The sequence below is a fragment of the Zhongshania borealis genome (assembly GCF_039539625.1).
Taxonomy (GTDB): Bacteria; Pseudomonadota; Gammaproteobacteria; order Pseudomonadales; family Spongiibacteraceae; genus Spongiibacter; species Spongiibacter borealis.
In genome coordinates, this window is sequence record NZ_BAABDM010000010.1 from 69,370 (window position 1) to 93,060 (window position 23,691).

Here is a 23,691-nt window from a genome sequence, read left to right on the forward strand (position 1 = left end):
CGTAATCTTTAGCGATTATTATTTTCGCGGACTAACGGAGCAGATATGCAATTTTATAAGAGTAAACTTGCGCTAGGGATTGCCCTTGCAACGCCATTATTTTTAGTAGCCTGTGGCGGTGATGATGGCCGCAACGGCAGCGACGGACTGAATGGCGAAGCTGGCCAGGCCGGAAGTAATGGCAGCGATGGTTTGAATAGCCTGATTCGCCAAAGTAATTTATCGGTTGGAGATGCACAGTGTTTTAACGGCGGCGTTAAAGTAGAGTCAGGTCGTGATACCAATGGCGATGACATTCTCAATGACAACGAGGTTGTCGACAGCTCTGCTATTTGTACTCCCACGATTGTTAATGAAGCCAAAAACTTTAACCGCATTGCGGCATTTCCTGTCTGCTTGCAGGCAGATCCTAGCTGTGACGACGATCCCGATGAAGCCACCGCAGCCGAAATCGTTGCCGCCAGTCAGGACGGCATGACATTAATTTATACCGACAGCCCGCAAAATCAGCTCGGCTTTGTCGACATTACCGATCCCTCAAAACCAACTGCTTTGGGTCTGCTAGCCCTCAATGGCGAGCCGACCTCGGTGTCGATAAAAGGCGATTATGCGCTGGTGGGTGTTAACAGCAGTGCAGACTATATCAATGTGGCTGGTTCATTGGTCGTTGTTGATATCGCGAGCCGTTCAATCCTCCGCACTATCGATGTCGGCGGCCAGCCTGATTCAGTTGCGGTTAGCCCTGACGGTGCCTATGCCGCTGTGGTTATTGAAAATGAACGTGATGAAGACCTTGGCGAAGGTGTGCCGCCACAATTGCCTGCGGGTTCATTGGTCATCGTTAATTTGACGGGTGACCACAGTACTTGGACAACCAGTACCGTTACCATGACGGGCTTGGCCGATTTATACAGCAATGACCCAGAACCCGAGTTTGTTGATATCAATACTGACAATATTGCGGTGGTGTCGTTACAAGAAAATAATCACATTGTGCTCGTTAATCTTACTGATGGCAGCATCGTGAATCACTTCAGCGCTGGCAGTGTCGACTTGGTCGGTGTGGATGCCACTGAAGATGATGGGATAACTCAGGATGAATCACTGGCCGGTGTACTTCGTGAACCAGACGGCGTGAGTTGGTTATCTACTGAGTATTTCGTTACGGCTAACGAAGGTGATCTCGACGGCGGTAGCCGCGGTTTCAGTGTATTTAATACGGCTGGCGACGTTGTTTATGAAGCCGGTAGTAGCTTAGACCAGCTCACTGCGCGCTATGGCCACTACCCAGAATCTCGCTCAGAGAATAAAGGCAATGAGCCTGAGAATGCTGAGTTTGGTGTGTTTGGCAGCGAACGTTACCTGTTTGTGAACTCTGAGCGCTCCAGTGTGGTATTTGTTTACGATGTAGCTGATTTCACCAAACCGGTATTTAAGCAATTGCTGCCAGCGGCGGTTGGCCCTGAAGGCGCACTGGCGATACCATCGCGTAATTTACTTATAGTGGCGAGCGAAGAAGATGCTCGCGACGACGTAATGCGCTCAGCATTAAATATCTACCAGTACGGTTATGCTTCGGCAAATTATCCAACTATTGTTTCAAACGATCGTCTCGACGGCTCGCCGATTTCATGGAGCGCATTGTCTGGCCTGTCGGCAGATCCGTCTGACAGTAAGTTGATCTACGCGGTTGATGATAGTTACTACACGCAAAACCGTATTTTCACTATGGACGTGACCCAGCACCCCGCTGTTATCACCAAGGAAACTCGTATCACCGACAGCAATGACGTGCTCGCCGCACTACCAGCTGGCGCATTGCCTGCAACGGCGATAAACGCGGATAAAACTGTAAATATTGATCCTGAAGGTGTTGTTAAATTGGCCGATGGCAGCTTTTGGGTCGCCTCTGAAGGCTCCGGAAACGCAGTTGACGGTCCGGTCGCCAGTATGAACCTGCTGATCAAAGCCGCTAGCAACGGTGTCATTGAAGACGCGGTGACCTTGCCTGCAGCCGTGAATGATTTACAACGCAATAACGGCTTTGAGGGTGTTACTGAGTACGACGGGAAACTGTATGTTGCTTTCCAGCGTGCTTGGCAGGGTGAAGCTAATGTCCGTATTGGTATCTACGATTTGGCTGCTGAAACCTGGAGTTTCTTGTTCTACCCGCTTGATGCGCCGGAGTCACAAAATGGTGGCTGGGTTGGTTTGTCTGAAATTAGCTCTATCGGCGATGGCGAATTCCTGGTGATTGAGCGTGATAATCAAGGTGGCCCAGACGCAGTCATCAAACGTTTGTATAAATTTGATGCCATTGGTTTGGCCGACGGCGCCTTGGTCAGCAAAAAACTGGTGCGTGATGTAATGCCTGATATGTTGGCAACAGGTGGTTTGATTACCGAGAAAATAGAAGGCATCGCCATCATGAAAAACGGTGATGTGCTTATGGTGAATGACAACGACGGTGTTGACGACAGCAATGGTGAAACTCAGTTGTTGAACCTAGGTAAACTATTCTAAGCTCGAGTAAAATTATAGTGCTTAAAGCCCGCCTCAGTGCGGGCTTTTTTGTGTTCAAAATTTGCTAGTGATTGTGGTGTTAGCCATTGTGGCAATGGTAAACGCGATCGGTTTAGCCAAATATTCGCGATTGCTAAGAAAAATGCTTCGCCACAATATCCTGTAGTTTGGTCGCGGATAGCGGTTTGCTGCAATACGCCGCGACCGAGGGATGAGCCGCTGCGCGATCATGATCGCTTGGATTTACCGACGTAGACAAAATAATAATAACGGTTTGGCGCAGATCTTGGGGGACGATTTCTTCATAGCGCTTGAGAAAATCCCAGCCATCGATAATCGGCATATTGATATCTAAAAATATTAGCTCAGGGAGTTTTTGCTTTTTTTTGATTGTGTCTTCAATGTTGTTTAATGCTTTGCTAGCAAGGTTGTAGGCGGTTACTGTTCTACAGGTGTTGGCTTTCTCTATGATCATTTGGTGGTAATAATTGTCTGCGCCACTGTCGTCGATCAATACGATATTCTCAAGCTTAGTGCTCATAGTGCTATTACCTTGGGAATAGTAAAGCAGAAGGTACTGCCTTTGTTTAAACGTGAATCTACCCAAATTTTTCCGCCATGTAAATTGATCACCTTTTTACAATTAGCAAGCCCGATTCCGCTGCCGGGATACACGTCTTGACTGTGCAGACGTTTAAAAATCATAAAGATTTGATCAAGATATTCTGCTTCGATCCCAATCCCGTTATCGCTAACGGTAAAGCACCAGTCCTCGCCCTTATCAATGCAGGCGATATCAATTTGCAGCTCGCCATCAGCTTTCCTGAATTTAATAGCATTGCTGACTAAGTTCTGAAAGAGCATTCGGAGCTCTGTTTCAAAACCGTTGATAGTTGGCAGGGTGCCTATGCTAACCGTGGCGTTGGCATTATTGATGGCAGCATCTAAGTCGGCAATCACGTCGGCAAGTAGCTTGCCGCAATCGATTTGCGAGAGAGTCGGCGCACGGCCTATGCTGCTGTAAGACATTAGTCCAAAAACTAAGTCGCGCATACGTTCGGCTGCCTCACTAATAAATTTCACAGACAATGAAACGCGCTCATTTTGTTCACTTCCGGCTAATTCCTCGCTTAGGAGCTCGCTGAAATTGCTTAAGCTGCGCAGTGGCTCCTGCAGATCGTGGGACGCAGCAAACGCGAACTGAGCGAGTTCTTCGTTAGAGGCTTCGAGCCGAACTACGGACTTTTGTAGCTCGTGAGCTTTTTGCTGACAACTTTCCGACATGCGCTCGGCAAAGGACAGGGCTCGTCGGTTCGCTCTTGAAAGGAAGATGAACAGGCTGAGCAGCAAGGTGTCTATGATTATGCCTCCAATGAGGATGAGCATTGGCTGCGAATTTTGAGCTACTTTGTGAAATGCGGCTGTCGACCAGATCTTAATTTGCCATTGCCGACCGTAAACTTGCATATTGTGGTTAGTGGCGAAGAGAGGGCTGGTTGCGGTGCTTGCTGTATCAGAATCGTCTTCGTTGTAGAGATAGCCGCCACCGTCGCTAATACTTATACCAACATGCCGGCGGCTTTTCTCTAAAGTCCCGCGCATTAGCTTGTGAACAACAAACGGTGCGTAGACCATACCGGCAAAATTACTGCGTCGGTCTTCTAAGCTGTCGCTTTGGAGCGTTCGATAAAACGGCGCATAAAATAAAAATCCTGGGGTTTGTTCGGCATCCTGGACTAATACAATGGGGCCGGTAATTTGCGCCTGGCCGGTATCTCTTGCTTTCAAGGCGGCCGTTAAGCGATTTGTCTCGTGGGCAACATCGAGTCCTACCGCGGCTAAATTGTCTCTTGCGGGTTCAATATAGCTTATGGGCATTAAGTAGCCGTTGTTGTGCTGGGGATGCAAACCGTAGTTGGGACGTATTTGCCTTTGCTGTAGGAGGTAGGTGTCCAGATTATCAGCTTCGACATTGTGTATAACGCCAATGCCGTTAATGCCTTTGTATTTAGCGGGCAAATGTAGCGTCGTTGCAAACGCCTCCCACTGTTTGCTATTCATATCACCATTGTGGGAATTAATTGTCGCGACCCCAGACCAGAGTGCATCCTCGTATTTTTGCAGGCGTTCTGATAGGAGGGTTATGACTTGTTCTGCTTCGCGGTCAAAGCGATTTTCAATTTTCTCTTGTACTTGTAAGCGAGAGTACTGCCAAACACCTAAGGTTAGCACTAGTGATAAGCTAACGACGAGCCAGTGGAACCAATGCAATCCACCCGCCTTTTTGAGGGCGTGCTGCTCGGTCAGAATGGCGACTTGGTCAGTTGCTTGATCGTTGCTCATAAAATCAGCTAATTGGTATTGTTAGATAAAGAGGCTAACACTATCACTTGCGCTATGAGGTATACAATTCGCTGAACACACCGTAGCAGACGGTCTAGGTACGGCAAGTGTTTGGTCTATAAGCGGCAGTGATGCTTAGCGTGGACTGTACACAGTATAGGGAGCTTGTCGGGAGGCTGCTACTTAGTTTGTGGTAACGGAGTGGGAAGGTTTTGCGGCGGCACATATGGCTGCCGCCGCAATTTAGGGCGGGATTGTTAATTTTGTGCTGCACAAGCGCCCGCGCGCCGCCCGAAATAAGTGACGTCACCCACGGACATCCCACTAGCGTAGCCGGCCGCTGTTCGCGGTATGCCCGCAGTGGTTCGGCCTGCGGCGTAGAGGCCGCTAATTACCTCACCGTCAGGATTAAGGACTTCGCCGCTAGGCAGTGTGTCTAGGCCGCCTAGAGTGAAAAACGGGTAGAAGGGACCGCGGCCTAAGGTGCAATCCAGCGCTACGTAGGGTGGCGTTAGAGGCCGTAGCCACGCGGCTGCTTTGTGGAATAGTGGATCCTTGCCTTCGCTCGCGCCGCTATTATATTGATCGACGGTGTGTTGCAGGCTGCCAGCGGGCAGCTCTAACTCCAGCTCCAGCTCGGCCACGCTGTCGCCGGTCCCTGCGACTTGCGCGCCAAGATAGCTCATTTTCTCGTATTCGCCATAGCCCTCTACGTCGGTAATAAAGTAAATGCGCTTGGCGTTGCGCTGAGCCATTAAAGCGTTATAACCGACGCGACCATGGTAGCAATCTTCGTTGATAAAACGCTGGGCTTTGTCGTTGACTAATATGCCGTAGGTAAGCGAGGCCGGTGGATAATAGGGCAGGCTAACAAAGCATTCGTGCATATTGGTGGTGCCGGCGCCAACGCCTAGGCCCATTAGTATACCGCTGCCCGTGTCGCCGGGATTGCCGATGGGAACTAAGCCGCAGTCGAAGGAGGGCGCGTATTTACGCACCATCTCTTCATTCATACAGAAGCCACCTGCGCAAAGAATAACGCCTTTGCGGGCGCGAACAGTCTTCTCTTGCTGGTCGATACGCACTACTACGCCCTCGACTTCGCCGGCGTCGTTGCAGATTAACGTCAATGCGCGGCTATCGTAGTGCACTTCAATATTTCGCTCCTGAACGGCTTCGGTGAGAATTTTCATCAGCAAAGGGCCACCGTTGTCACCCTCAATTTCCAGGTTGTGGCCGCGGGGAACGGGGGTGGCGTGCTCGGTAAACGGGTAGGCTTTTTCATTGCCGGTGAACAGCAAGCAGTCGTCAGTTAAAGCCATTATGGCCCGCTCTTTTAATTCGCTTAATTTAAACGGTACGCCAAGGCCGGTGAGCCATTCATAGTGCATAAGGCTATTTTCGCAATAGTCGCGAATTTTAGTGTCGTCGGCTTGATTACCAAAGCAGGCCTTCAGGTAGTTCACCATGTTTTCGGTGTCGTCGTGATACCCGCAGGCTTGCTGGACTGGGGTGCCGCCATTGCCGCCCATATAAATCTCGGCGCTAGAAAGTGCGGTCGAGCCGCCGCTGGCGCTGGCTAGTTCAAAGATAGTGACCTTTGCACCGGCGTCGGCGGCTTCGATGGCGGCGCTTGCCCCAGCGCCGCCAAAGCCAATAATGGCAACGTCGGTGTCAATATCCCAGTGCTGAATGTCGCGGCTATTTCGAGGCTTGGTGGCTGTGGTTTTTGTCACTGTGGTCATGGGCTACCTATTCATTTTATTGTCTGTGGGAGCGGTGCAGATAGTGGCGAATTTGGCGGTGATAAGCGTAATTGTGATTCGCCGGACTTGAAGGGTAAATGATCTGTTTGCAGTACATAAAAAAGGCTGCCGAAGCAGCCTCTGTTTATTTCTCAGCAATTAATATTCATAGAAGACATCAATGCCAAAGGTGCGCGGATCACCCCAAATTACTGAGCGATCAGCTTGTGGGAGATTGTCGACTGCCGTTAACTCGTACTCGGTATCCAGTAGGTTTTTAGCCCACACCCCCGCGCCCAATCTACCGTCCGCAAAGGCGATGTCAGTTAGGCTGAAGCGTGCATTAACGAGTTCGTATTGGCGCAGGTGAGTGTTTTTCACATTTTCGGCGCGGGAGCCACCGTTGCGGTCGTCCATATAGTTCACACTGATATTTGCGCTACCGGTGCCCCAGTCGGCTTGGAACAAAGTGTAGTCAGCAGACAGAGTGAAGGAGTTCTCCGGTGCGGAGAAAAACACAAACTTATCCGCTACGTCTGCGCCAGTGATGTCGGTAGCCTTGGTTACTTCGGTGTGAAGGTAGGCATAGTTCGCCATCAAAAGTAATTCGCGGGTGGCCATAAACGTAATGTCGGTTTCAAAACCGTACATTTCGGCTTCACCAGCGTTGGTCACTTTTGTGTCTGCGACGGTCCCGGTCAGGATGAAGTTCAACTGCATGTCTTCGTACTGGCTGTAGAATACATCGGCGTTGACGCGCAGGCGGCGATCCATAAGTTCGCTTTTCAGGCCTAGTTCATAAGAGGTGACGTACTCAGCATCAAAGCCATCAGCGTAGCCAAAGCCGTAATCATTGCCGTCGGTCGCGGGGCCTTGATTGCCGTCTTTCTGAGGGTCTCGGGTGTTAAAACCGCCTGATTTATAGGCTTCAACGCGCTTAGCGTAGATATTGATGTCGTCGGTGATATCGTATTCCGCAACAATGCTGAAAGAGTCATTGCTGAAGTCTTGTGAGGCCGGGATACTGTCAAAATTGCGACAGTCGGAATTGAGTGGGTTGCCGCCACACTGGACGAAGGACACGTCAATTGCAGTTAAGGCAGTTTCGGCGATTGTCATGTCTTGCTGGAATTTGACAGTCTTCCGCTCGTCTTCAGAGTGGCGTGCACCAAAGGTGAGGTGAAGACGCTCATCCAGTATTTTGGGTGTCCATGTGAATTGGCCGAAGATTGCCGCCGCACTGTTGTCGATATCGTATTTTTGGCTGAGCAGGTTTACCGCGCGGAAAGTGGTTAGCGGGTCGGTAATACCGCCGAGCAGTGGGCCTAGGCCTGGAATTGCAGATAGTGATGGCAATCCAAGGTTGACTGGGCCGCTCAACTGATGATGCAGTGGTGTATTGTCTTCTTGCGCGGTTTCTTCAAAATAATAAGCGCCAAAAATATAGTTAACACTGCCGTCAAAGGCATCACCGCTTAATTGCAGTTCATGGGAGAACTGCTCTTGGGAAACCTTAGGGTAAACCAGTGGCGTGCATTCGCCGGCGCCTAAGACAAACTCCGCCGCTTGCCCGCAGTACTCATTTGAATCTAAGCGAAAGACTTTTTTGCTGTCGCCGCTGATGCCATGCGTGTCTTGGCCAGGCTCTAAACCTTTACCGCCGCCGAGGTCTGCATAGGACTGGTCGTAAAGTTCGCGGAAAGCGCCAATGTATTTCAATTGGAAATTATCGAACTCTTTGGTCAGAGTAAAAGCATGGCCTTCGATATCCGTCGATGATTGCTCGAAGTCGGCGATTGTAGAAACGCTTTTTTGCCGTGTTGAAGAGTAGCTGGTGTAATTGCTACCGTCGACCAAATCGGCTTGGCTTCCGGCTATGGGTGTGCGCTCCCGTACATGCTGGTATTGGGTGTTGTAATAGTCGAAATCGGATTTATCGTAGGCGTAATCAAGTGCGAGGGTGTCGCTTATGTCCCAGCGTAAATCAAAGCGAAAACCACTGACGTCGCGGTCACCAAAATCACCGCCGGGGCCGTCGTTTTCAACGTGGCCATCTTGCATGGTTTGCAGTGCGGCAATTTTAACGGCCAGTGTATCGGTTAATGGTAAATTGACCATTGTTTTAGAGGTGAAGAGGTCGCGGTTGCCTAGCGTCAACTTTTGTTTAAATTCAAATGTATCTGTTGTTGGCTTTTTGGTGATCAGGTTGATCGCGCCGCCGGTGGTGTTGCGACCATAGAGAGTACCTTGGGGGCCGCGCAAGATTTCGATACGCTCCAAATCGGCGACGTCTAATGCGGTGCCCGTAGAACGAGCGATGTAAACACCGTCTACATAAATGCCAACCGGTGGGTCTTGAGTAATCTGTGCGTCAGAAATACCAATACCGCGAATAAAGATCCGTAATGTGGCATTGTTAATTGGAAAGGGCTCAATAGTTAGGCTGGGCACTTTGGAGCCAATGTCGCCCAAATTACTAATGCCTTCAATTTCAAGGCGTTCACTGCCGAATGCGGTCAGTGAAATTGGCGTGTCCTGTAGCGATTCGGCTTTTTTCTGTGCCGTAACAATCACTTCCTCTAGGGCGAATTTCTCTTGGGCTAGAGCAGGTGAGCCGATGGCTGACAAACTGATGCCGCTGATTGCTGCTAAGGATTTTAGCCGATTTTTATTCATGACTGCCTCTTGGTATATGCACGCGTTATAGTTATATAGTGACACTTATATTTATTATTTCGTAATAATCTATTCGCATTACTACGCATAAATTATTATTAGTGAATTTGGTTACAGTATTGTTACTTTGCGATCTTAGCATAGCTATTCGACGCTGAGTGTGAAAAACGCAAGATTTTTTGAAGATTCTATGTGCATGGCTTGCGGCTGCAATGTCGAATTGCCTTATTTGTCGAGTGTAGCCGCTTTTTGAAGTTGACGGTGAGTATTAGTGCGGGCCGACAAGGCTGGTTATAATGCCGTTCGCTGAAGTATTTTTTCATTAATTTGGAGCAGGGACCTTCTATGATCATTAAGCCTCGTGTGCGCGGTTTTATGTGTGTAACCACTCACCCTAAGGGATGTGAGGCCAATGTTAGTCAGCAAATTGACTATGTTAAGGCACAGGGGCCTATTAGTGATGGCCCTAAGCGCGTTTTGGTTATTGGTGCATCGACAGGCTATGGCCTGGCGTCGCGCATTACTGCCGCGTTTGGTGCTGGTGCCGCTACTCTCGGGATTTTCTTTGAAAAAGAGGGTGTTGAGAAAAAGCCCGGCACAGCAGGTTGGTATAACTCGGCTGCCTTCCATAAATTTGCCGAGGTAGACGGCTTGTACGCCAAAAGCATTAATGGCGACGCCTTTTCTGACGAAATTAAGGAAAAAACGATTGCCGAGATTAAAGCTGATCTCGGTCAGATTGATCTTGTGGTTTACAGTCTGGCGTCACCACGTCGACAGCATCCTAAAACTGGTGTGGTGTACAACTCCACACTTAAGCCCATTGGTAAGGATGTCACGCAGCGTGGTGTGAATACTGATAAAGAGATTATTGATAACTTCACCCTGACTGCGGCCAGCGACGAAGATATTAGTAATACTGTTGCGGTTATGGGGGGCGAAGATTGGCAAATGTGGATCGATGCCCTTGATGATGCTGGTGTATTGGCTGACGGCGCTAAAACCACAGCGTATACCTATTTAGGCGATCGTCTAACCTGGGATATCTATTGGCACGGCACTATTGGCGCCGCCAAAAAAGACCTCGATAAGCGCGTTATCAATATTCGTGAGCGTCTTGCTGCTAAAGGCGGTGATGCACGAGTTTCGGTATTGAAGGCTGTGGTTACTCAGGCTAGCTCAGCGATTCCGGTAATGCCCTTGTACTTGGCACTGCTGTTTAAAGTGATGAAGGCCGATGGCAGTCATGAAGGTTGCATTGAGCAGGTTTACGGCCTGTTTAAAAACAGCTTATATGGTTCGGCGCCGACTTGTGATGACGAAGGGCGCCTGCGTGCCGACGGATTGGAAATGCGCCCAGAGGTTCAAGAGGCCGTGGGAAAAATGTGGGATGTCGTGAGTACCGAAAATCTACATGATGTCACCGATTTTGCCGGATACAAACGTGAGTTTCTGCGTTTATTTGGTTTTGAAATCGATGGTGTAGATTACGAAGCTGATGTCGATCCCGTAGTCGTTATTAAAAATATGGCCTGATAGCCGCGTTAGCATAACAAAAGGGAAGCCTCGGCTTCCTTTTTTTACGCTGTATACATTTGCGGAAGCTGTCGCGCTGAGCTAGAGTGTGGCGGTTTTTTGCCCCGGAATTTCAATGTCTTTAGTGTCTCGTCAATTATCCCGTCAAGAGTTGCGCGCGCAGTTAACTCTGGCATTGCCAATCTTTGGTGGCCAGCTCGCGCAGTCGGCTAACGGCTTTGTTGATACAGTGATGGCAGGTCGTGTTTCCGCGCTGGATTTGGCCGCGGTTGCGGTTGGTGCAAGTATCTGGGTGCCGGTCTATTTGTTCATGACGGGTATGTTGATGAGCGCTACCTCCGTCTTGGCGCGGCACGTTGGTGCCAAGCAATTGCAGCGCATTAATCCTCTGATGCATCAGGTGGTCACTATCGCTGTGGTTGCTGGTGTCTTGGCGATGCTAATACTGTGTAATACAGGGCCGCTATTGGCGTTCATGGATGTTGATCAGGCCATGCAGCCGCTCGTATTGGAATATCTTATTGGCTTGAGCTGGGGTATGCCAGCGGTGGCGCTGGTGCTAGCACTGCGCAGTTACACCGAGGCGCTGAGCCATACTCGGCCGGTATTGATCATTAGTGTTGTCGGTCTATTGGCCAATATCCCCATTAATTACGTGCTGATCTACGGCAAATTAGGTATTCCAGCGATGGGTGGCGTCGGCTGTGGCTGGGCTACCGCGATTGTGATGTGGTTAATGGCCGGGCTGATGCTGGCCTATGTGCATCGCCATCGGGCCTATAAAGCGGTTCGCTTATCAATTAGTCCCTGGCACTGGGAACCAAAAACCATTGGCTACCTACTTAAGCTCGGTTTACCCGTTGGTATGACGATCTTTTTTGAGGTAAGCGTATTTTGCATCATCGCCTTGTTCATCAGTCAAGCGGGTGCCGAAATTGTGGCCGGCCATCAGCTGACCCTCAATTTTACGTCACTACTGTTTATGTTGCCTCTGAGCTTTGCGCTGGCTGCGACCACGCGAGTTGGCTTGGCGAGGGGGGCTCATGACGCAGAAGCCTTGCGTCGTGCAGTGCAAGTTTCCTTCAAAATCACCCTGTGTATTGGCTGCACCGCGGCACTAATGTTGGTATTGGCCAGAAATTGGATACCCTTAATTTACACTGACAATACCGGTGTTATTGCGCTGGCCAGCTATCTACTGCTGTTTGCCGCCTTGTATCAAATATCGGATGCGATACAGGTCACCGCGAATGGCTGTCTACGGGGCTTCGAAGACACCTCTATCCCGATGTTTTTAACGCTATTGGCATACTGGGGCGTGGGTTTGCCGCTAGGCTATGCGTTGGCAATGACCGACGCATTGGTACCGGCAATGGGGCCGAGCGGCTTTTGGTTGGGCTTGTTTGCGGGGCTTAGTTCTGCTGCGCTATTACTTGGTTTGCGCCTGCGTTGGCGTTTAAGTCAGCCCTTGTATTAGAAATCTTATAAAAGCCCCTGCCAGCGAATAGTGGGCTAGGTGTGTTTGGCTCTGGTAAAATCTTGCTGTCGCGAATTGCGTAGTCTCGGCTTACTGGTGGCTGGTAGGCGGAGCTCGCGGTGATTGCCCGCCATTTGTCTTTCCAATTTGGGTTAAGTGTTAGCTCCTGCACTATCTGTATGACGCCAGCGAGGCTTAGGCGTAGCGGATTCATGTGCAATGTGGGTTGGCCGCTGAGCCCGGCGCGCGGCGTAGTTGCACTTAGCCGGCAATAAGTGCCAAAAATAATGTCCCAAAGAAACATTGGTCCACCGCCGAGATTAACCAAGTTGACCACGCCGCTACGCCCGCAATGCTCGGGCTCAGACGAGTGGTGCATATAGTGATAAACACCACCGCCCGACATAAAACTAGCGAAACGAATCAGGCGGTTGCGTGACGCCCAGCGGTACAGTGCTGTTTGGTGGCCAAAAATTTCTGGAATCAATATAAAGCAATTGTAAATAATAATTTCGGTGTACAGCGGTTCATTACTGAATAGCTTGGTACATGCGCCAAGCACTAAATTATAGGGCAGTACTAAAAATACAAATAATGGCAGGGCAGTAAATACCGCGAGGATGGTTGATTGTACCAGCCCCGGTGTCATGTGATGGGGGCGGTGGAAAAGTAGCCACAGTAGACGACTGCTATGACCTAAGCGATGGAACCAGTAGTGGAAGAAGCCCGCGAATACCATAATGGCAAATACCGCCACCGGCGCGGGGGCGTTAATCAATGTTGGTATGTGGTTTGTGACCAGTTGCTGGGCCAGGCCGACATTGAGCTCTACCCAATGCCAGCCCACACTAAAATCCAGTCCAGCTAGGCTGCCGAGTATTGCGAGCGCGAACAGCATCACAGGAATCGCGATGGTTGAAAGAATATTACACAGCAGGAATACGACTAACCATTGAATTGGGTAGTGTTGCCCCTGATCGCGCTCGTAGAGGAAATAACCTGCGAGCATCGCGAAGAGACGGAAAAGCGTCGTGAATACCAATAGACCGATGACCGCATACCAGAGGGAGGGCTGTTCGCGGTGTAAATGATTCAAGCTGTCTATTAATGGCTGAAAACTGACCGTGTCGCCCAAACCGGGACCGAGATAGGCGCCGAGATGTAAGAGCTGTAAAAAGCCAATGCTATAGGCAAGCGCAAAGACAACGACAAGGGCATTGGCGGCGCGGCGGTAGCGTTCGCTGATTGTAGGGACTTCGCTGTTAAATAAAGTAGCGAATAGCCGTTTCACTTGTTCACCTGCTGTTGCTTTTGACGCTTTGCGAGTTAGTGGCAAAGCTTAGCGATGTTGCTCATGGTTAAAGCGGTTTTGCACAATATACCATAAATGAGTAATAGCTGTATTGTTTTTGCTCAATCGGCGGGCTTTCCGTTCGGTTTTTGGCTTCGGGCTTGCTATCCCCCTTTGCCCCTCTTACTCTGAGTTCGCTGTCAAAATGAGGGTTTAATTATGGATTTGAGTTGGGCGATATGATGCAAGCAGGCGTATTGGAAACGATTCTTCCCGGTGTTCACCGCTTGGTGGCGCCCAATCCCAGTGTTATGACTGGACCGGGCACGAACACCTATTTGCTGGGTAATAAGTCGATTACGGTCTTAGATCCTGGTCCCGATATTCCTGAGCACATCGACGCGATTGTGGCGGCAATTCAGCGCTTGGGTGCTGAGCTTGAGCGTGTAGTGACTACGCACACTCATCCTGATCATTCGCCCGGCGCGGCGGAGCTGCAATTGCGCTTTTCGGGGGTGCCGGTGATCGGCGCAAGTATTGCAAATGACGGCTATCAAGATCCGCGATTTGCGCCGACCGCTGGGCTTGACCATGATGATTGCTTTGATGTCGATGGCAGTGTGCTTCGCGCAATTTATACCCCTGGCCACGTGGGCAATCATTATTGCTTTATCCACGAAGCCAGTGGCGCAGTTTTCACCGGTGATCACATCATGCAGGGTTCTACCGTCGTTATCATTCCCCCTGCTGGTGATATGGCCGACTACGTTGCCTCACTGAAGCTACTGCTCGATTACCCTATGCGCTACCTCGCGCCGGGGCATGGCAGCTTAATTACTACACCTCATGCTGAGATTGAAGGGCTGGTCGCACATCGCCTAGGCCGTGAGGCCAAGGTGCTTGCCGCGTTTAACGAAGTCGCTAGCGGCGATTTAGACGACTTGGTGCTGGTTGCGTATCGGGACGTGGATCCCAGCATTCACCCCATTGCAAAATTGTCTTTGTGGGCGCATCTGCTTAAATTAGAGAAAGAGTCGCGAGCCGTGCAGAATGAAGGCCGGTGGGAGTTAATTTAGGGCTCGATGTAAATACATTGAATTGATTGGAACGGGGGTTGTATGCGTATCGCTGTACCCAAGGAAATCAAAGCTCAGGAATACCGCGTTGGCTTAACGCCAGCTGTGGTCGCTCAGCTTATTCAAGCCGGTCATCAGGTTTTACTGGAGGCGGATGCCGGTTTAGGCTCTGGCTATAGCAACGCCGAATACCAACAGCGCGGTGCGCAAATCATCACCTCGCTTGCTGACTTGTATCAGCAAGCTGAGTTGATCGTAAAAGTAAAAGAGCCTCAGCCAGAAGAAGTAGCACGGCTTAACGCGGGGCACATCGTGTTCTGCTATTTACACCTCGCGCCAAATCGCGCGCTGACAGATGCGCTTATTGCCAGTGGCGCTAGCTGTATTGCCTACGAAACTATCACTGATGATCAGGGCCGCTTGCCTTTGCTCAAGCCAATGAGCGAAATTGCTGGCCGTCTGGCTACGCAGGCGGGTGCGCACTGTTTGGAAAAAGCGCAGGGTGGTTCTGGCGTGTTGCTGGGTTCAGTGGCGGGACTAGAGCCCGGTCATGTATTGATTTTTGGCGGCGGAGTGGTGGGCAGCAATGCTGCCGATGTCGCCTTGGGTATGGGCGCTAACGTCACTTTAATTGAACCCTTCGAGGCGCGCAGGCAGAGTTTGCGCCGCCAATATAACAGCGATCGATTTACTGCCCTAAGTAATGAAGACCTCGATTTACAGGTGCTATTGGCTGAGGTCGATATGGTCATTGGCGCCGCGCTCATACCCGGCGGCGCCGCGCCCAAATTATTAAGCCTTGAGGATCTTCACTATTTGGCGCCGGGATCAGTGCTAGTTGATGTGGCCGTCGATCAGGGCGGTTGCTTTGCAAGTACTCATCCTACTACCCATTTAACGCCGACCTATGTCCAAACGGGAGTTGTGCATTACTGTGTCGCAAATATACCCAGCGCGGTGGCACGTACGGCAACGCAGGCATTGAGTTTAGCAAGCGCACCTTTTGTCGCAGCGCTGGCCGATCAGCCATTAAATCAGGCGCTACGCGCACAGCCGAACTTGGCTGCGGGGCTCAGCATTGCGCGTGGGCAGTTAATATGTGCCGCGGTGGCTGGCGCCCAGCAGCGCGATTTCCGCCGCTGGGACTTAATTTTATAAAGCCCTTGTTTAGTCTATTTCTTGAAAAATTGATTAAACAATTGTTTGGCGGCCTCGCCGTTCTCACCACCCATTTTACGATCAATCAACTCCTGTGCTTTTTCTTCCACTTTGTTTTTGGCCTTTTCTTTCGCAATGTCTTCGATAACACGGAAGTCGGGGAGACAGCTGGTGGCGCCAACACTGTCAAAGCTCGCTTTGCAGCGAATGGGAATGTCGCGATTTAACAGTTTTTCATTGTTAATTTTACAGGCCATGGTGTCTTGGTCTACTTGAGCAAGGCGGCTGTTTAAGACCACGTCAAAACTGTCGCTGGTCAAATCGACTTTACCGCTGCCGCTCAATGCAAGCTTGGTAACGCCGGCATTGAGTTGTTCGATTCTGGCAACCCCCTTGGTGATGACGATTTTTGTCGTCGTGTCCTGCAAATCTGTGTATTGCGCCCAATTATTAGGGTCGAAGGTTTCCTGCTGTAGGCGGGTTACCAATTGGCAGAACGCCCGCTCAATATTCATATTCACTAAACGAAGCTGTTGGGCGCTTAACGCGATCGTGCCGTCCAAGTTCTTTTTGAGGCCGCTGACAGTGGCACCACTGGTGCTTAACGCAATATCAACATCACTTAGGCCAGAAAGCTCTTGGCTAATATCTAGCGCGGTGAGTACTTTGCCTATCGGTAATTGTTTGCTGTCGGCTTTGAATTGGAATTTGGCGGCGGTGGCGCGGCTATCCATCTCCGCAGTGATTTTAAACGGGCTGTCGTAGAGTAAGCCGCTGGCTGGGCTGATCTGACTAATACCATGCTTGGCCGCTAGTTTTAAGTTTAGGTTTTTGAAGGGCAGTTGGCTAACAGTGAGTTCGCCGGCCTTTATGCTGGCGTCGATATTTAAGGCATTCAGCATTTCGCTGGGCAGGGCTAAATTGTCGCTACTTGGCGCGGGTGTGCTCTTGGCCTGTGTTGCTTCTTTAGGGCTTGGTGGTGGCAGGTAGTGATCAATATTAACTTTGTCGATGTTCAGACTTACTTTTGTGAGTTTGTTTTTTGGCTCAACGAGGGGCAGGCTTAGCTCACCGGTGATAGTGCTGGCGTCCAGAGTAATATTGAGGTCTGCAATAGACAGCTGTTTGTCATCCCCTTTTAATGCGGCGCTTACACCAACGCTGCTTAGGCTATTGGCGTTAGCCATTTCAGGTAGGGAAATTGCCAGGGTTTTTGCAATTTTACGCAGGTTGGCTGGGCTAGCTTGCATGTTGGCTTGATAAGTCAGTGGCGAAATAGTGGCTTTGGCACTGGTTTTTACACTAATTGTCTCATCGCCGATAGTTGTCGTCATTAGGGTGTTTTCGCTGCTGAAGCTATTCAGCTCGGCATCGACGCTCACCAAAGACTCAAGTGTAATTTGGGTGCTGATAGTGGCTTGGTTTGGCGGGCTATAGCTGAGATCGGTTTTTACTCTGAGCTTGTTTGGTGCGCCACCCGGCTGCACTGAACCGTTCAAAGAGAAGGCATTTAGTTTTAGTTCAGTGCCGTCTGTGGCATTGAATTGCAGGCTGGTATCTTGCACATCTACGTTGCTTAGGGACCAAATCAGCGCGTCTTTTAGGTTAGCGGTCGCGCTGAGCTTTACTCGAGTTTTGGCCGAGACCTTGGCTTGTTCATTACGATGGTCTGCGCTTAAGTGAATGTCGCCATCACTCACAATAAAATTATCGAGGGTGTTATTAATTTGTAATTTGGCGCTGAGTTCGATGTCGGCGGCAAGGTCTTGCTTGGCATCCTTGAAGGTGATGCTCGTGCTGAGTTGCAAGGGGAACTCAGTGTTATTCAACTGAATGCTGTCGCCGCTTACGTTGAGGTTTTCAAGGCTAATGTTCTGTCCCGTTTGGGCGTTTGAATAGTGTAGGGTGCTATTTTCTAAGCGAAGTTTCTGAATGCCCAGTTCTTGTGTGGCGTTGCTATCGGTGCTCACCGGTTTTTCGCTAGGCGCCGTCTGATTACCTATTTTGCTCCAATTGCCCACACCATTTTTGTCGACGACTAAGTTCGCATGTAAACCGGTGAGTGCCACGCCCTTAATAACAAGCTCTTTTTGCAATAGGGGTTTTAGTGCAACGGCGAGCTGGGCCTGTTCAAAGCGGACGATTTCGGTGCTGCCAGCCTTGATGTCTGTTGTTGGAGTGGTATCGGCTGTCGCTAGACTGGCCTTGCCGACGGCGATCTGAATGTCTGGGAAAATTTGCCAAGACAGATCGCCTTCTAATTTCAGGATAAGCCCCTGATCAGCGGCTAATTTCTCGATTTCGCCTTTGAACATATTCGGGTCTATCCAAAATACCAGCGCTGCGAGGGTGCTGCCCGCCAACACCGCCACGCTAAGCAATCCGATAAGGGCGTATTTTAATGCGCTGGGCATACATATCTCCGTGTCGTATAGATCAACGTGCGAGTAAGGGTGTTGAGCTGCACAAGAGTATTGGACAGGTCAGCAGTGAATAGTTCTGTCAGTATAGCTAAAGTAGAGCAAGCCCTGTGCCATTCATTCTCGTGGAGTGGGGTGGTATCGGTGTTGAGCAAGAATCGGGTGGCAGGATGGCACTGCAATAGGCAAACTGAGGGGCATTAAAAGGCAAGGTGCTGGCGGCGATGAGTGAACCACATAGTAATTATCAACGGGTTGCCAAGGCAATCCACTTTATTGCCGAACGCCAATTAGAGCAGCCAAGTTTGCGTGATCTCGCTGATCATGTGGGTTTGAGTGAGTTTCACCTGCAGCGGGTGTTTGCTGAGTGGGCCGGCATATCCCCAAAGCAGTTTCTGCAGTTTTTGACTAAAGAGCGTGCCAAGCAGCAGTTGCGCAGTAGCAGTGTGCTACACGCGGCATTAGATTGCGGCCTAAGCGGCAGCAGTCGTTTGCATGATTTAATGATTAAAACTGAGTGCATGACACCGGGGGAGTATCGCAAGCTGGGCGCTGGCATGGACGTTTGCTACGGCGTACAAGCTTCGCCGTTTGGTTATTGCCTCATTGCGCAGACTCAGCGTGGGGTTTGCAAAATTGCTTTTTTTGATTCGCCCGACGACGAGGCTGCAGTCGTAGCTGAACTACAAAATGAGTGGCCTGCCGCTACCTTGCGTTGCGATCAAGGGGCTGTTGATCCGGTCTTTGCGCAAATTTTTTCCGGAATTAAGGCTGGAACGGCGCCGCTGCGCGTTTTATTAAAAGGCAGTGAATTTCAACTAAAAGTCTGGGAAGCGCTACTGGCGATACCCGACGGTGAGGTTTGTTCCTATCAACAACTGGCTGGGGCGATGGGAATTGCCTCATCCGTTCGCTCAGTGGCGAGCGCCATTGCGCGTAATCATATTGCCTATCTAATACCCTGTCATAGGGTAATACGCAGTACCGGCGAATTCAGCCAGTACCGCTGGGGGACAGAGCGTAAACAGGCGATATTGCTGCATGAAACAGCGCGTGTTGCAGCTAAGGTCATTGGCGAGTAATTTTTGGCGCCAGTGTTTTGCTATTCGTGATTACGGGGCTAATACCACCAAAGCCGCTCGACTTACTTTGTTGCATGCTACAGTTAAGAAAAATTTTTCGAAGCAGTATAAGCTGTTGAAGAAGGATTTATGATTTTCTTGGCTCGCACAGGACATAGCAGGCATGACAGCGACACAGATCGATGCATATCAACAGTACAGCTTTAGCGCTATTGCGGGCGGTCATCCTATCCGGCACGACGTCTACCATCGTGGAAAAGGCGCGCCGATCGTCTTGATACAGGAACTGCCCGGCATCGGGCAGGAGACTCTCAGGCTGGCAGACAAGTTTCTTGCTGCCGGCTTTTCCGTATACATGCCTCATTTGTTCGGCCCAATTGGCAAGACGTCCATGGTTGGAAACATGACGCGGGTTTTGTGTCTGCGCCGGGAGTTTAGTGTATTCAGTTCGGGCAAAAGTAGTCCTATTGTCGACTGGCTGCGCGCTTTGTGCCGAAAAGTTCGCGACGATACCCAGGCCGCTGGCGTTGGCGTTATTGGTATGTGTTTGACTGGCAATTTCGCTATTTCATTAATGGGTGACGAAAGCGTGTTGGCGGCTGTCGCCTCGCAACCTTCCATGCCGTTTCATAGTCAGGAAGCACTGCATATGAGCGCCGATGAAATTGCCTCTACACGGCAAAGAATTGATACAACGTCGGCAATGTTGGCTTTTCGATTTGCGGGCGATCCGCTGTGTACAGCGAAGAAATTTAACAGCATCGACAGGCAGTTTAATGATGGGCAGCAGCGTATTGATCTGAGAACGCTGCCGGGCAAAGGGCATTCGGTACTTACTCTGGATTTTGTGGATGAAACGGGTCATCCAACTCGGCAGGCGCTAGACGCCGTGCTGGCCTATTTTGGGCGGCAATTGCAAAGTGGATGAGCACGTGAATATGCGAAATAGGCCTGTCAGCATTCGTGACAATAGGTAAAGACAATACTATAAAGAGTCAGAGTGCAGGGTTAGAACGACGCGCATTGGTATGCTTGGCTGAATAGGACAGCTTTGTTATTCGTGCATGCGCAGTGAACCGCTGCGCCATTCTGCTTAATTTACTAAGGATTTCTATGTCTGAATTTGTTTTTTCGTCAACAGTGGCCCTCGAGCGGGAATTGGATGGCAGCGACGAGGGTTTTCATCGTTATTTTTATGCCTTGTATAACTGCAGCCCGGATCAAGACAATGCGATCAACCAAAATCGGCAACGTTTGCAAGAGGAGTATCCCGATAAAGCCGTCGCCGTTGGTAAGTACTTTGTATTATGGGGCGAGGCGGCAGCTAAGGCGCTGCGCAGTTATTACAGCGAGCTAGCCGCTAATGAATCATTGGATGATGACTTTCGCGGCTATGCCAATGGCCGCTTGCAAGCTATTGAGCGGCGTCATTTAACCAGTCAAGGTCTGTCAGTCCCTATCGATTTGTCTGAGGGGCAGCTTAGTAAGGATGATTATCTGGATTTCTATACCTGCATAGCCCTTTCTAACGGTCAGGTTGTTGTTAAAGCAACGAAGTAGTATGGGTAAGGCTTTACTCCTTGTATAAGCAGGGTTTCTTGGTTGTCTTTTATAATGCGTAATTTATATTGTCATAAATTACGCATTTCTCTTGTCGTGTGCCACGCATGTCCCTAGACTTGGCCCAGTTACGATAATAAACAGGACTGCTCACCTCATGTTGCTGGAAAGCTCACCGCAAAACATCAATATGCCGCTGACCCTGCCGCGCCTCTTTGGCTGGGCTGCGCAACAATTCGATACCAAGGCTGCGATTCGCGAGGCGGGCAGCGACATCTCTTATCGGGAATTAAACGACTTGCGCTGTCGAGCGGGGCGGGCGTTTCTTGCGATGGGCGTTGGTCGTGGTGATCGCGTGGCAATTTGGGCGCTGAACAGCGCGCAGTGGATAGTGGCCGCGGCGGGGGCTCAATCGGTAGGCGCAATTTTAGTCCCCTTGAATACGCGTTTGCAGGGCAGTGAGGCGGCAGATATTCTGCGCCGTGCGGGGGTAAAGCTACTGCTTACGGTGACTGAACTGGAAAAAGGCGAGCCACTTGCGATGTTGGCCGAACATGCCTTGCCGGATTTGCAGCACCAAATTTTATTGCCCTCAGCTGTAACTGGCAGTGTTGAGGCCATGAGTTGGGACGCTTTTTTAGCGAGCGCTGCGCAGGCTGATGACGCAAAATTTATTGCTGCCGAGCGGGCGGTAAACCCTTTTGACAGTGCTGATATGTTGTTTACCTCTGGCACCACAGGCAAGGCCAAGGGCGTACTGTGCAGTCATGAGCAGAATATTCGCGTATTCCAAAGTTGGAGCGCCACGGTTGGCCTGCGCAGCGATGACAATTACCTCATCGTAAATCCCTTCTTTCACTCATTTGGTTATAAAGCGGGTTGGTTGGCGGCGATCATTAGCGGCGCAACTATTCTGCCTATGGCGAAATTTGATAAGCGCAGCGTGTTGGAAACGATTCAGCGCGACAAAGTCACTATGTTGCCGGGCGCGCCGTCGCTCTATGAAATGCTATTAAATGCCCCCGAGCGTAGCGATTACGACTTGTCGAGTTTGCGGCTTGGCGTTACCGGGGCGGCCTCTGTGCCGGTGCAGCTGGTGCGGGATATGCGCGATATTCTCGGTTTTGAAACTGTCGTCACCGCCTATGGTTTGACTGAGTCGACGGGGGTGGTCAGTATCTGCCGGCCAGAAGATGAGCCTGAAACTATCGCGACCACCTCGGGGCGAGCAATTGAAGGCGTCGAGTTAATCTGTGCCGCCCCCAATACCGGCGAAGAAGTGCCGCGGGGCTGTGAAGGCGAGGTTTGGTTGCGCGGTTACAATGTGATGCAAGGCTATTTTGATATGCCCGAAGCCACGGCTGATGCGATCACTGCCGAGGGTTGGTTAAAGACCGGCGATATTGGCGTAATGGATGAGCGCGGTTATCTGCGTATCACTGATCGCTTAAAAGACATGTACATTATGAATGGCGAGAATGTTTATCCAGCCGAAGTCGAAAAAGTTCTCTACGGCGTGGCCGGAATCGCGCAGGTGGCGGTTATTGGTGTACCCAAGGCCCCACAGGGTGAAGTCGGTATGGCCTTTGTGGTCAAAAAAGCCGGTAGCGACATAAGTGCGCAAGCGGTAAGCGAGCATTGCAGTCAACATCTGGCGCGCTATAAGTGCCCATTTTATGTCGAGTTTGTTGATATCTTGCCGATGAATGCCTCAGGCAAAGTCTTAAAAACTGAATTAAAAATTTTGGCAGCGACGCTGCTAAGCAGTAAAAAGTAAGAGGAACAGCCATGACCGAACTCGAAGGCGATGATCATTTGCGGCCCGCGCCATCGCAACATATGGACGAAGTCGATCATCGTATTGTTGCCCATTTACGCCGCGATGGCCGCATGGCGTTCAAGGCGCTCGCCGCAGAATTGAGTCTGACTGAGGCGACGGTTCGGGCGCGGGTGCGCCGCTTAGAAGAGGGCGATAGTCTACGGGTGGTGGCGGTAACCGACTACGAAGCCGTGGGTTACTCCATGATGTTGGCGGTGGGGATTCAAGTTGAGGGTCGCCCGGCCGATGCCGTGGCTGAAGATCTGGCCGCGTTCCCAGAAGTGTTCTCCGTGTGTCAGGTGGTTGGCACTCTGGACATCGAAACCCTCGCGGTTGCCAAAGATCAAGAGAGCCTCACTGAATTACTATTGCGCCTAGGGGCGGTTCCCGGTGTGCGTAAATTGCAGCCTTCGATCGCGTTGGATGTGTTAAAAAATCAATCAAACTGGGTGCCTTTCGGGCACGGTGTATAGGGCAGTGACCGTGGCTAAAAAACAGTTAGACGATCTCGATCGGAAAATCCTTGACGGTTTGGCCCAGGACGCGCGAATCAGCAATCGCAAAATTGCTGCTGATTTGGGTATCACCGAAGGCACCGTACGCAGCCGTATTAAACGCATGGAAACCGAAGGCCAGGTGCGTATTACGGCGATGACGAATATTGCTCGCCTGCGCAATCCTACGCTGGCCTATATTTGGGTTGAGGTCGAACGCAGTGCCCAGTGTGATGATGTGGCTGAACAACTCGCTGCAGTGCCGGAGATCGGCTTTGTAGGAAAAATGCTAGGTCGTTCTGATATTTTGGCAATTACCTTGGTGCGCGACAATGCTGAGCTGGCACATTTTTTACACAGTAGAATTACTGGTTTGCCCGGTGTCCGTCGTACTGAATGCTCGCTGGGTGTGAATTTTGTGAAGCATGACTACCGCATGAGTCGTATTGTTGATGTTTAGCTGTTACCGTTTCAAAAACATAATAATGAGC

The 23,691-nt window shown here is 50.5% G+C and carries 17 protein-coding genes; 11 read left to right on the forward strand and 6 right to left on the reverse strand.

What is annotated here, in order from left to right; all coding sequences use genetic code 11:
* Window positions 1-45: 45 nt before the first annotated feature.
* Window positions 46-2,523: an esterase-like activity of phytase family protein gene (locus ABD836_RS17230; protein WP_344938378.1), complete on the forward strand. Its 2,478-nt coding sequence runs from the start codon at window positions 46-48 to the stop codon at window positions 2,521-2,523.
* Between the two features lie 133 nt (window positions 2,524-2,656).
* Here the strand turns inward: ABD836_RS17230 and ABD836_RS17235 are convergent, their stop codons facing one another.
* The 4 genes from ABD836_RS17235 to ABD836_RS17250 form a co-directional block, all read right to left on the reverse strand.
* A complete protein-coding gene (locus ABD836_RS17235; protein WP_344938380.1) occupies window positions 2,657-3,064 on the reverse strand; it encodes a response regulator in 408 nt (135 codons plus the stop codon).
* Window positions 3,061-4,866: a CHASE domain-containing protein gene (locus ABD836_RS17240; RefSeq protein WP_344938382.1), complete on the reverse strand. Its 1,806-nt coding sequence runs from the start codon at window positions 4,864-4,866 to the stop codon at window positions 3,061-3,063. Before ABD836_RS17240 ends, ABD836_RS17235 begins: the two co-directional genes overlap by 4 nt.
* A 257-nt stretch (window positions 4,867-5,123) precedes the next feature.
* Entirely contained in the window at window positions 5,124-6,611 is a 1,488-nt protein-coding gene (locus tag ABD836_RS17245; protein WP_344938384.1) for an FAD-dependent oxidoreductase, read from the reverse strand.
* Between the two features lie 159 nt (window positions 6,612-6,770).
* On the reverse strand, window positions 6,771-9,287 hold the full coding sequence (locus ABD836_RS17250; protein WP_344938386.1) for a TonB-dependent receptor: 2,517 nt from the start codon (window positions 9,285-9,287) through the stop codon (window positions 6,771-6,773).
* A 345-nt stretch (window positions 9,288-9,632) separates the two neighbouring features.
* Here ABD836_RS17250 and fabV point away from each other — a divergent pair, with 345 nt between their 5' ends.
* The gene (gene fabV, locus ABD836_RS17255; RefSeq protein WP_344938388.1) at window positions 9,633-10,823 is read left to right on the forward strand and encodes an enoyl-ACP reductase FabV; all 1,191 of its coding nucleotides are present in this window, start codon (window positions 9,633-9,635) and stop codon (window positions 10,821-10,823) included.
* A 115-nt stretch (window positions 10,824-10,938) separates the two neighbouring features.
* The gene (locus ABD836_RS17260) at window positions 10,939-12,300 is read left to right on the forward strand and encodes an MATE family efflux transporter (RefSeq protein WP_344938390.1); all 1,362 of its coding nucleotides are present in this window, start codon (window positions 10,939-10,941) and stop codon (window positions 12,298-12,300) included.
* Here the strand turns inward: ABD836_RS17260 and ABD836_RS17265 are convergent.
* The gene (locus ABD836_RS17265; protein WP_344938392.1) at window positions 12,236-13,591 is read right to left on the reverse strand and encodes a sterol desaturase family protein; all 1,356 of its coding nucleotides are present in this window, start codon (window positions 13,589-13,591) and stop codon (window positions 12,236-12,238) included. The two genes, ABD836_RS17260 and ABD836_RS17265, sit on opposite strands and share 65 nt — an antisense overlap.
* A 239-nt stretch (window positions 13,592-13,830) precedes the next feature.
* On the opposite strand from ABD836_RS17265, the gene ABD836_RS17270 reads away from it, so the two are divergent.
* Together ABD836_RS17270 and ald are read left to right on the forward strand one after the other, a co-directional pair.
* Window positions 13,831-14,667: an MBL fold metallo-hydrolase gene (locus tag ABD836_RS17270; RefSeq protein ID WP_344938394.1), complete on the forward strand. Its 837-nt coding sequence runs from the start codon at window positions 13,831-13,833 to the stop codon at window positions 14,665-14,667.
* Between the two features lie 42 nt (window positions 14,668-14,709).
* Window positions 14,710-15,825, forward strand: coding sequence for an alanine dehydrogenase (gene ald / locus ABD836_RS17275; protein ID WP_344938396.1), 1,116 nt, complete (start codon window positions 14,710-14,712; stop codon window positions 15,823-15,825).
* A 14-nt stretch (window positions 15,826-15,839) separates the two neighbouring features.
* Here ald and ABD836_RS17280 read toward each other — a convergent pair whose 3' ends face one another.
* Window positions 15,840-18,239 (reverse strand): AsmA family protein, encoded by a 2,400-nt coding sequence (locus tag ABD836_RS17280; protein ID WP_344938399.1) that lies wholly within the window; start codon window positions 18,237-18,239, stop codon window positions 15,840-15,842.
* A 230-nt stretch (window positions 18,240-18,469) separates the two neighbouring features.
* On the opposite strand from ABD836_RS17280, the gene ABD836_RS17285 reads away from it, so the two are divergent.
* The 6 genes from ABD836_RS17285 to ABD836_RS17310 all read left to right on the forward strand — a co-directional run bounded on the left by ABD836_RS17285 (window position 18,470) and on the right by ABD836_RS17310 (window position 23,660).
* Window positions 18,470-19,327, forward strand: coding sequence for a bifunctional transcriptional activator/DNA repair enzyme AdaA (locus tag ABD836_RS17285; RefSeq protein ID WP_344938401.1), 858 nt, complete (start codon window positions 18,470-18,472; stop codon window positions 19,325-19,327).
* Between the two features lie 163 nt (window positions 19,328-19,490).
* Window positions 19,491-20,255 carry a dienelactone hydrolase family protein gene (locus ABD836_RS17290; protein ID WP_344938403.1) on the forward strand — a complete coding sequence of 255 codons (765 nt, stop codon included), beginning with the start codon at window positions 19,491-19,493 and terminating at the stop codon, window positions 20,253-20,255.
* Window positions 20,256-20,440: 185 nt separating this feature from the next.
* A complete protein-coding gene (locus ABD836_RS17295; protein ID WP_344938405.1) occupies window positions 20,441-20,887 on the forward strand; it encodes a hypothetical protein in 447 nt (148 codons plus the stop codon).
* A gap of 157 nt (window positions 20,888-21,044) precedes the next feature.
* On the forward strand, window positions 21,045-22,664 hold the full coding sequence (locus ABD836_RS17300) for a FadD3 family acyl-CoA ligase (protein ID WP_344938407.1): 1,620 nt from the start codon (window positions 21,045-21,047) through the stop codon (window positions 22,662-22,664).
* A gap of 11 nt (window positions 22,665-22,675) precedes the next feature.
* The gene (locus ABD836_RS17305; protein WP_344938409.1) at window positions 22,676-23,179 is read left to right on the forward strand and encodes an Lrp/AsnC family transcriptional regulator; all 504 of its coding nucleotides are present in this window, start codon (window positions 22,676-22,678) and stop codon (window positions 23,177-23,179) included.
* A 10-nt stretch (window positions 23,180-23,189) separates the two neighbouring features.
* Window positions 23,190-23,660: an Lrp/AsnC family transcriptional regulator gene (locus ABD836_RS17310; protein ID WP_344938411.1), complete on the forward strand. Its 471-nt coding sequence runs from the start codon at window positions 23,190-23,192 to the stop codon at window positions 23,658-23,660.
* Window positions 23,661-23,691: the final 31 nt, after the last annotated feature.